Origin of the sequence: Kitasatospora sp. NPDC051984, from assembly GCF_044593455.1 — a bacterium.
Taxonomy (GTDB): Bacteria; Actinomycetota; Actinomycetes; order Streptomycetales; family Streptomycetaceae; genus Kitasatospora.
This window is the reverse complement of sequence record NZ_JBIUCB010000025.1, coordinates 1-8,988: the sequence shown is the minus strand read 5'-3', so window position 1 is coordinate 8,988 and position 8,988 is coordinate 1. Positions and strand designations below refer to the sequence as shown.

The window sequence follows — 8,988 nt, the reverse complement described above, 5'->3', positions numbered from 1 at the left end:
ACCTGACCTGACGGAACGCCGAGGGCGCCGAGCCAGGCAACACCGGCCAGTTGTGGCAGCAGCCGCTGCGGAGCCGTGGTGCACCTGAGCCGGCGGAACGCCGAGGGCGGCGGGCCAGGCGATGCCGGCCGGTAGCGGCAGCGTCCGCCATGGGACCGTGGGGTGCACCTGAGTTGGTGGGTGCGCGGGCGGGTGGGTGGGCCGGGGCCGGAAAGGCGAGTCGCCGTGGTGCACGTGGGCGGGAACGCAAAAAAGCCCCGGTTGCCCGGAGCTTGGAAAATCTTGGCTGGGGTACCAGGACTCGAACCTAGACTAAATGAACCAGAATCACTCGTGCTGCCAATTACACCATACCCCAAAAGTACCCCCGACCGGATTCGAACCGGCGCTACCGCCTTGAGAGGGCGGCGTGCTAGGCCGCTACACAACGGGGGCCCTAGCTTGAATGAGAGTACCCCCGACCGGATTCGAACCGGCGCTACCGCCTTGAGAGGGCGGCGTGCTAGGCCGCTACACAACGGGGGCTTGTCTCATTCATTTTGCAATTGTCAAGAATTGCGTACCCCCGACCGGATTCGAACCGGCGCTACCGCCTTGAGAGGGCGGCGTGCTAGGCCGCTACACAACGGGGGCAATGCATCACTTGCGTGCTGCGCTGGGGTACCAGGACTCGAACCTAGACTAACTGAACCAGAATCAGTCGTGCTGCCAATTACACCATACCCCACCAGAGTTCAACCCCTGCGGGGCCTTCCTCGGTGTCTTGCGCCTCCCTGCCCGGGCGGCGCAGAAAGAACATTACCCGACGCCCGGCCCGGCTCCAAAATCGATAACCGCAGGCCGTGCGCAGGACACCTGCGGGCCAGGTCAGCGACCTGGCCCGCAGGGGTGCCGGAGGCGGCCTCAGTGGCCGCAGGGGGGCTCAGGAGGCCGGGAGCAGCTCCAGGGTGGCGAGGAGGCGGCGCAGCGTCTCCTCACGGCCCAGCAGCTCCATGGACTCGAACAGCGGCGGCGAGACCCGACGTCCGGTCACGGCGACGCGGAGCGGGGTGAAGGCGAACTTGGGCTTGATGCCGAGGCCGTCGACCAGGGCCTCGCGCAGCGTGGCCTGGATCGGGTCGGGGGTGAAGTCCGTCAGTTCGGTGAGTGCCTTGACGGAGGCTTCGATGACGGGGCGGGCGTCGGCGGTGAGCACCTTCGCGGCGTCCTCGGGGTCGACGGTGAAGTCGGCGGGGGCGACGAACAGGAAGCCGGCCATGGCGACGATCTCGGAGAGGACGACCATCCGCTCCTGGGTGAGCGGCGCGACCTTGGCGAGCAGGTCGAGCTGCTCGGCGGTGGGCTCCGCGGGGAGGAGTTCGGCGGTCTGGAGGTAGGGGACCAGGCGGTTGACGAACTCTTCGGGGGCGAGGCGGCGGACGTGCTCGGCGTTGAGGTGCTCGGCCTTCTTGAGGTCGAAGCGGGCCGGGTTGCCGTTGACGTCGTCGATGTCGAAGGCGGCGACCATCTCGTCGATGTCGAAGATGTCGCGGTCGTCGGTGAGCGACCAGCCCAGCAGGGCCAGGTAGTTGAGCAGGCCCTCGGGGAGGAAGCCGCGCTCGCGGTACAGGTTGAGGGAGGCCTGCGGGTCGCGCTTGGAGAGCTTCTTGTTGCCCTCGCCCATCACGTACGGCAGGTGGCCGAAGCGGGGGGTGGTGCCGTTGCCGACGCCGATGTCCGCGAGGGCGGCGTAGAGGGCGATCTGGCGCGGCGTCGAGGACAGCAGGTCCTCGCCGCGGAGCACGTGGGTGATCTCCATCAGGGCGTCGTCGACGGGGTTGACCAGGGTGTACAGCGGGGCGCCGTTGGCCCGGACGATGCCGTAGTCGGGGACGTCCTTGGGGTCGAAGGAGATCGGGCCGCGGACCAGGTCGTCGAAGGTGAGGGTGGTGTCGGGCATCCGGAAGCGGAGGATCGACGGGCGGCCCTCCTGCTCGTAGACGGCGATCTGGTCGGCCGTCAGGTCGCGGCAGTGGCCGTCGTAGCCGGAGGGCTTGCCGGCGGCGCGGGCGGCCTCGCGGCGGGCGTCCAGTTCCTCGGTGGTGCAGTAGCAGGGGTAGGCGTGGCCGGCCTCGCGGAGGCGGTTCGCGACGTCGGCGTAGATGTCCATCCGCTGCGACTGGCGGTAGGGGGCGTGCGGGCCGCCGACCTCGGGGCCCTCGTCCCAGTCGAAGCCGAGCCAGCGCATCGCGTCGAGCAGCTGGTTGTAGGACTCCTCGGAGTCGCGGGCGGCGTCGGTGTCCTCGATCCGGAACACCAGGGTGCCGCCGTTGTGGCGGGCGTAGGCCCAGTTGAAGAGGGCCGTGCGGACCAGGCCGACGTGCGGGTTACCGGTCGGGGAGGGGCAGAAGCGGACCCGGACGTCGGGGTTCTTGTCAGCCACGGTTACTGCATCCTTCATCGCTTGACGACCTTGTTGGCGAGGGTGCCGATGCCTTCGACGGAGACGGCGACCTCGTCGCCGATGTTCAGGGGGCCGACACCCGCGGGGGTGCCGGTGAGGATGACGTCGCCCGGGAGCAGCGTCATCGCCTCGGAGATGTGCGCGACCAGTTCGGCGACCGAGCGGGCCATCTGGGAGGTGCGGCCGGCTTGGCGCAGTTCGCCGTTGACGGTGCAGGTGACGGCCAGGTCGGCGGGGTCGAGGTCGGTCTCGATCCACGGGCCGAGCGGGCAGGAGGTGTCGAAGCCCTTGGCGCGGGCCCACTGGCCCTCGCGCTGCTGCACGTCGCGGGCGGTGACGTCGTTGGCGCAGGTGTAGCCGAAGATCACTTCGGGGACCCGGTCGAGCGGCACCTCGCGGCACATCCGGCCGATCACCACGGCGAGTTCGGCCTCGTACTGGACGTCCGAGGAGAACGGCGGGTACGCGATGGACTCGGTGGGGCCGATGACGGCGGTGGAGGGCTTGAAGAAGGTCAGCGGCACGGCCGGGATCTCGTTGCCCAACTCGGCGGCGTGGTCGGCGTAGTTGCGGCCGACCGCCACGATCTTGCTGGGCAGCATCGGGGCCAGCAGCCGGACGTCCTGCAGCCGGTGGGTCTCGCCGGTCGGCTGGGGGGCGCCGAAGGGGTGCCCCGCGAGGGTGTGCACCACCAGCGAATCGGGTTGTGCGGCGTCCCCCTCGATGATTCCGAAGGAGACCGAGCCCGCCGCGGGGCTCCCTTCACGGACGGAGAACCTGGCGATACGCACAGCCCTGCAACCTCTCGGTTCGTCGGCCGCCCGGACGCTCCCGGGCGGTTGCCGAGCCCGCAGTGCCGGGCCCGGCTGTGCCACCAGGTTATCGGCGCAGGGGTCAGGCCCGCGGCAGGCGGGTGGCCGGGACGGCCATCAGGACGGTGCGGCGCGGGTTGGCGGTGACGGCGGGCAGCGAGGTGGCGTACGTGCGGGGCGTGCGGGCGCCGAAGCCGGGGAGCTCGGAGAAGTCCGCGACGGAGGCCAGGGTGGTGCGGCGCGGGTTGGCCGTGGAACGGGTGGCCGTCGTGGTCGTCTCGGACATTTGCGTCTGCACCTTGTTTCACTCGAACGGACTTTTGCGCGAGCCCGCCGCTGGGCAGGCTCCGCTCAACCCTGCCAGGTTAGGTAGCCCATTCCACAGCGGCCGTGACCAAAGCTATACATCGAGCTGTGAGTTTGCTCACAATTACCGGTTCAAAGTGTGTGGAAGTGGTGATTCCGGACCAATGGCAAAATCCACCATTCCGGTATATTGCGGACATTTGCCGCACAAGCCGATCTTCCTCTTTGTTGACATGGCCAGGGCGAGTGTCCGAAAAGGACCGTATTCCGAACCCGAAGCAACACGTACCGTGAGTTGCCGCACGCACTGGGTAGCCCTGGGCGCCGAGTCGTAACGGCCCTTGTTGGACTTCCCCCGCTGTGCTGGAATGCCACGGAAAAACTCGACACCGCTCTATCTCCGCCCGGCGGGGAAGGGCGCCCGGTCCAGAGGTTGCGACGCCAGTGCAGGGACGTTTCAAGAGGGGCAACGGCGCCGCGGGTGAGCCGGAGTCGCGGGAGCCCGTGGCCGGCGCCCACCAGGCGGCACCGCCGACAGGCCAGGGTGAGCGGCCGTTCGGCGCCCTCGCCGAGGCCGCCGCCACCGGCAGTGCCCCGGGCGCCGCGAGCGCGCCCCAGCAGCAGGACGGCAGCGAGCCGGCCGACAAGCAGAGCCGCCGCGCCAGGCTGCGCGGCACGCTCAACCGCCGTCGTGCCACCGGCGCGAGCCGCTTCGCCATGCGCAACTGGCGAATCCGCACCCGTCTGATCGCGCTGCTGTTCCTGCCCGTGATCGTCTCGCTGGTGCTGGGCGGCCTGCGGGTGCAGGAGTCGATGGCGAACTCCCGCCAGCTGTCCCAGATGAGCGACCTGGCCGAGCTCGCCCGCAACGCCACCGCACTGGCCAACGCCCTGCAGTACGAGCGCGACATCTCGGCCGGTCCGCTGGCCACCGGCGGCAGCGCCGACAACGACCCCGAGATCGCCGACGCGTACAAGCAGACCAACACGCTGTCGAAGACGTTCAACGCCAGCGCCGACAAGTTCGACAACCTCGACCTGGCCGGCTCCAAGACCCTGCTGCTGCAGGTCCGCAAGGACCTCAACACGCTGCCCCGGGCCCGGAGCGGCGCGTTCAAGGACCCCGAGAACATCCAGGCCACGATCACCAACTACGACGTGATCATCAAGGACCTGATCGGCGCCACCCAGGACATCGCGATCACCTCGAACTCCACCGAGCTGATCAAGACCACCCGGGCGCTGTTCCAGTTCTCCACGGCCAAGGAGTACACCTCCATGCAGCGCGCGCTGATCAGCGCCGCGCTCGCCAACCCCAAGGGCCCGCACCTGTCGGCCTCGGACGAAACCTTCGGCGTCCGGCTGATGAGCTCCGAGGACAACGCCCTCGCCAACTTCACCGCCATCTACGGCGAGGCCGAGGCCCGCACGCTGCGCGCGGCGATGAGCTACAACCAGGTCGTCGCCGAGGCCGACCGGTTCGCCAAGCAGGCGCTGAACACCAACGGCATCCGGCAGACCGACAACCCGTCCTACAAGGACTGGTTCGACAAGTCGACCTCCAAGGTCACCGCCGAGAAGACCATCGAGAACAACCTGCTCAACGTCCTCGACGGCAAGGCCCAGGCGCTGCAGTCGGACATCGACACCGAGTCGGTCATCAACGCCGCCGTGGTCGCCCTGGTGCTCGTCGTCGCCATCGCCGGCGCCGCCCTGGTGGCCCGCTCGATGGTGCGCTCGCTGACCCGTCTGCAGGCCTCCGCCGAGGACGTCGCCGAGCGCCGCCTGCCGGAACTGGTCAAGACGCTCTCCGAGAGCGACCCGCACGACGTCGACGTCACCGTCGAGCCGGTCGGCGTCGACTCCGCCGATGAGATCGGCCACGTGGCGCACGCCTTCGACATGGTGCACCGCGAGGCGGTCCGACTGGCCGCCGAGCAGGCGCTGCTCCGAGGCAACATCAACGCGATGTTCACCAACCTGTCGCGCCGCAGCCAGAGCCTGATCCAGCGCCAGCTGTCGCTGATCTCCGAACTGGAGAGCCGCGAGGCCGACCCGGACCAGCTGGCCTCGCTGTTCAAGCTCGACCACCTCGCCACCCGCATGCGCCGCAACGGTGAAAACCTCCTCGTCCTCGCGGGTGAGGACCCGGGCCGCCGGTGGACCCGCCCCGTCCCGCTGGTCGACGTGCTCCGCGCCGCCGCCTCCGAGGTGGAGCAGTACGAGCGCATCGAACTCGCCTCGGTGCCCACCGCCGAGGTCGCCGGCCGCGTCGTCAACGACCTCGTCCACCTGCTCGCCGAGCTGCTGGAGAACGCCACCTCGTTCTCCTCCCCGCAGACCCGCGTCCGGGTCACCGGTCACGCCCTGCCCGACGGCCGGGTGCTGATCGAGATCCACGACACCGGCATCGGCCTCTCCCCCGACGACCTCGCCGACATCAACGAACGCCTGGCCAACCCGCCGGTCGTGGACGTCTCGGTGTCCCGCCGCATGGGTCTGTTCGTGGTCGGCCGCCTGTCCCTGCGACACGGCATCCGCATCCAGCTCCGCCCGTCCGACTCCGGCGGCACCACCGCACTGGTCATGCTGCCGGTGGACGTCACCAACTCCGCCGAGCGGCGCGGCAACCGGCCCGGTCCGGGCGGCGCGCCCGGCCAGGGCGGCCGGCAGCAGCGCGGGGTCGCGCCGACGCCGCGTCAGCAGGGCCGCCCCGCGGGCGACCTGCCCGGCGCGCGCACCGCGCTCGGCCAGGCTCCGGCGGCCGGCGGGCAGGGCGGCCCGGGTGGCCGTCCGCAGCTCGGCCAGGGCCCGATGGGCGGCAGCCCCGACATGTTCTCCCCGGGCGCTCCGTCCGGTCCGTCCGCTCCGGCCGCGCCCTCGGGCCCGGCGGGTGCGGGTGGCCGGCGCGGGCCGGGCGAGGCGCCCGCGCAGGGCGGCTTCGGCCCCGGCGGCGCGTTCGGCACCGGCTCGGCCCAGGGCGGCCGCACCGGTGGTCTGCCGACCCGTTCGGTCGGCCAGTCGCTGCGTGACAACCCGGCGCCGGGTGCGTCGGCCCCGGCCGGTCCGGGCGCGGGTGCCGGTGCGCCGGCCGGTCCGGGCGCGGGTGCGCCGGCCGGTGGTGGGCTGCCGCCGCGGCGGGTGCCGGGTGCGTCCGGTGCGCCGGGCCTGCAGGGCGGGCCGGGCGGCCAGGGCGGGCTTCCGCCGCGCCGTCCGCAGGGCCCGCAGGCTCCGCAGGGGCCGCAGGGCGGTCCGCGTCGTCCGCAGGGCCCGCAGGGTCCGCAGGGCGGTCCGGAGCGGACCCGTCCCGCCGACGGCCGTCCCGGCCTGGAGCGCCGTCCGGGCGGGGAACCGACCCAGCACGGCCGCGCCGAGCAGCAGCCGCCGCGCCGTCCGCTGCCGCAGCAGCAGCCGGCCGCCCCGCTGGAAGCCGCTCCGGCGGACCAGACGGGCGCGTTCGCCCGGCCGCGCTTCGAGGCGTCCGACATCGACCCGCGCGACCCGCTGGGCCTGGGCCTGGTGGAGCCGGTGCTGCCGGACCCGGTGGGCCAGGGCATGCCCCCGGTGCCGCAGGAGCGGGCGGTCCCGCAGCAGTTCGCGGAGCGGCCGCAGCCGATGGCGCTGCCGGCCGCCGGCGATTCGGCCGCAGCCCCGGTGCCGGCCCGTGAGCAGGTCCGTGCCCGGGGGTACCAGCCGCAGCGGCCCGGTACCACTGCGCCCGAGTTCGACCAGCAGCCGACCCGGCCGGCCCCGCAGGCCCAGGCTCCGCAGGCCCCGGCCCGGCAGGCTCCGGCCGCACGGCCGCAGCAGCCGCAGCAGCAGGCCGACCCGTTCCAGCAGCAGCGTCCGCAGGGCATGCCGCAGCGTCCGACGCCGGGTGCCCCGCAGCGTCCGGCGGCGGAGCGGCCGGCCCCGCAGGCACCGCAGCCGCAGGCACCGCAGCCGCAGGCCCCGCAGCAGCAGCCGGCCGGTCCCGGTCCGGACGCCCCGTGGCGCCCGTCCGCGAACGACGAGCGCTGGCGGCGGGCCGAGCAGATGCGCGAGCCGCAGACCGACGGCCTGACCATCTCGGGGCTGCCGCGTCGCACCCCGCAGGCCAACCTGGTCTCCGGCAGCGCCGAGGCCAGCCCGCTGACGGGTCCGCAGGTCTCGCGCAGCCCGGAGGAGGTGCGCGGCCGGTTGACCAACCTGCGCCGCGGCATCCAGCAGGGCCGCCAGGCCGGTTCGCAGCAGCCGGGCCCCGGCCGTCCCGCGCCGCAGCAGCGGCCGGGCTTCGACTTCGGCGGCACGTCCGAGGGCCACCGGGGAGCCCAGTTCGACGCCGATGGCAACAACGGCTTCGGCCCCGAGCACCAGGAGCGTTGAGTTGAGTCAGATGATGAGCCAGGCCGCACAGAACCTGAACTGGCTGATCACCAACTTCGTGGACAACACCCCCGGGGTGTCGCACACGGTGGTGGTCTCCGCCGACGGTCTGCTGCTGTGCATGTCCGAGGGGTTCCCCCGGGACCGCGCCGACCAGCTCGCCGCGGTCGCCTCCGGGCTGACCTCGCTGACCTCCGGCGCCAGCCGCATCTTCGAAGGCGGTGAGGTCAACCAGACCGTCGTGGAGATGGAGCGGGGCTTCCTGTTCCTGATGGCGGTCAGCGACGGCTCCGCGCTCGCGGTGCTCGCCTCGCCGGACTCCGACATCGGCCTGGTGGGCTACGAGATGGCCCTGCTGGTCGACCGGGCCGGCGCGGTCCTCACTCCCGCTCTGCGGGCCGAGCTCCAGGGCAGCCTGCTGCACTGACGGCCGGTCCGGTCCCTTCGGCTCCTCAGCACCACCCTCACTGTGCCGGACCCGCTCGAAACCGGGTCCGGCACACCCACCCCCAAGTCTTCGCCGCTCGGCGGCTGACAGCCGGTCAGCCTGCAGGCCCGGGGCTCCGACGGCGAACGACCGCAGCACAAGGAGGACGCAATGCCCCCGACACCCGCCGGCTCGTACGGCAACGGGTACGGAAACGGCTACGGCGGCCAGCAGTCGGACGGCTACGAGCAGCAGCCGCTGGTCCGCCCGTACGCCATGACCGGCGGACGTACCAGGCCGCGCTACCAGCTGGCCATCGAGGCGCTGATCTCGACCACGGGCACCAACCCGCCCGGCGCGTTGCTGCCCGAGCACGCCCGCATCGTGGCGCTGTGCCGTGAGGTCAAGTCGGTCGCCGAGATCTCCGCGCTGGCGGGAGTCCCGCTCGGTGTCGCCCGCATCCTCGTTGCAGACCTGGCGGAAGCCGGTCTGGTCGCCATCCACCAGCCCGCCGCGGCGGGCGAGTCGGGCGGTACGCCTGACGTCACGCTGCTCGAAAGGGTCCTCAGTGGACTTCGCAAGCTCTAACGCGGCCGCCCCCAGCCGCGCCACCACCTCCGCCAAGATCGTCGTCG

6 protein-coding genes and 5 tRNA genes are annotated in these 8,988 nt (G+C 71.8%); 3 read left to right on the top strand and 8 right to left on the bottom strand.

What is annotated here, in order from left to right; translation table 11 throughout:
* Positions 1–283: 283 nt before the first annotated feature.
* The 8 genes from ACIHEI_RS31460 to ACIHEI_RS31425 form a co-directional block, all read right to left on the bottom strand.
* Positions 284–358 (bottom strand) — tRNA-Gln (locus tag ACIHEI_RS31460).
* Positions 359–362: 4 nt separating this feature from the next.
* Positions 363–435: transfer RNA gene (locus ACIHEI_RS31455), tRNA-Glu, on the bottom strand.
* A gap of 17 nt (positions 436–452) precedes the next feature.
* A tRNA-Glu gene (locus tag ACIHEI_RS31450) sits at positions 453–525 on the bottom strand.
* 35 nt (positions 526–560) lie between these two features.
* Positions 561–633, bottom strand: a tRNA-Glu gene (locus ACIHEI_RS31445).
* A 22-nt stretch (positions 634–655) separates the two neighbouring features.
* Positions 656–727 (bottom strand) — tRNA-Gln (locus ACIHEI_RS31440).
* A gap of 195 nt (positions 728–922) precedes the next feature.
* Positions 923–2,440, bottom strand: coding sequence for a glutamate--tRNA ligase (gene gltX / locus ACIHEI_RS31435; protein ID WP_396609112.1), 1,518 nt, complete (start codon positions 2,438–2,440; stop codon positions 923–925).
* Entirely contained in the window at positions 2,437–3,234 is a 798-nt protein-coding gene (locus ACIHEI_RS31430; protein ID WP_380488852.1) for a fumarylacetoacetate hydrolase family protein, read from the bottom strand. The genes gltX and ACIHEI_RS31430 overlap by 4 nt, the downstream gene beginning before the upstream one ends.
* A 103-nt stretch (positions 3,235–3,337) precedes the next feature.
* Complete coding sequence (locus ACIHEI_RS31425; protein WP_396609111.1) at positions 3,338–3,541, bottom strand: hypothetical protein; 204 nt, start codon at positions 3,539–3,541, stop codon at positions 3,338–3,340.
* Positions 3,542–4,005: 464 nt separating this feature from the next.
* On the opposite strand from ACIHEI_RS31425, the gene ACIHEI_RS31420 reads away from it, so the two are divergent.
* From ACIHEI_RS31420 to ACIHEI_RS31410, 3 genes are all read left to right on the top strand, one after another.
* Positions 4,006–7,926 carry a nitrate- and nitrite sensing domain-containing protein gene (locus ACIHEI_RS31420; protein ID WP_396609110.1) on the top strand — a complete coding sequence of 1,307 codons (3,921 nt, stop codon included), beginning with the start codon at positions 4,006–4,008 and terminating at the stop codon, positions 7,924–7,926.
* A 13-nt stretch (positions 7,927–7,939) separates the two neighbouring features.
* Entirely contained in the window at positions 7,940–8,353 is a 414-nt protein-coding gene (locus ACIHEI_RS31415) for a roadblock/LC7 domain-containing protein (protein ID WP_030057391.1), read from the top strand.
* A gap of 171 nt (positions 8,354–8,524) precedes the next feature.
* Complete coding sequence (locus tag ACIHEI_RS31410; protein ID WP_387649183.1) at positions 8,525–8,941, top strand: DUF742 domain-containing protein; 417 nt, start codon at positions 8,525–8,527, stop codon at positions 8,939–8,941.
* Positions 8,942–8,988 lie beyond the last annotated feature (47 nt).

Coding starts and splice junctions, on each gene's coding strand:
- gltX (WP_396609112.1), bottom strand. CDS start 2,440: ATGAAGGATGCAGTAACCGTGGCTGACAAGAACCCCGACGTCCGGGTC.
- ACIHEI_RS31425 (WP_396609111.1), bottom strand. CDS start 3,541: ATGTCCGAGACGACCACGACGGCCACCCGTTCCACGGCCAACCCGCGC.
- ACIHEI_RS31415 (WP_030057391.1), top strand. CDS start 7,940: ATGAGCCAGGCCGCACAGAACCTGAACTGGCTGATCACCAACTTCGTG.
- ACIHEI_RS31410 (WP_387649183.1), top strand. CDS start 8,525: ATGCCCCCGACACCCGCCGGCTCGTACGGCAACGGGTACGGAAACGGC.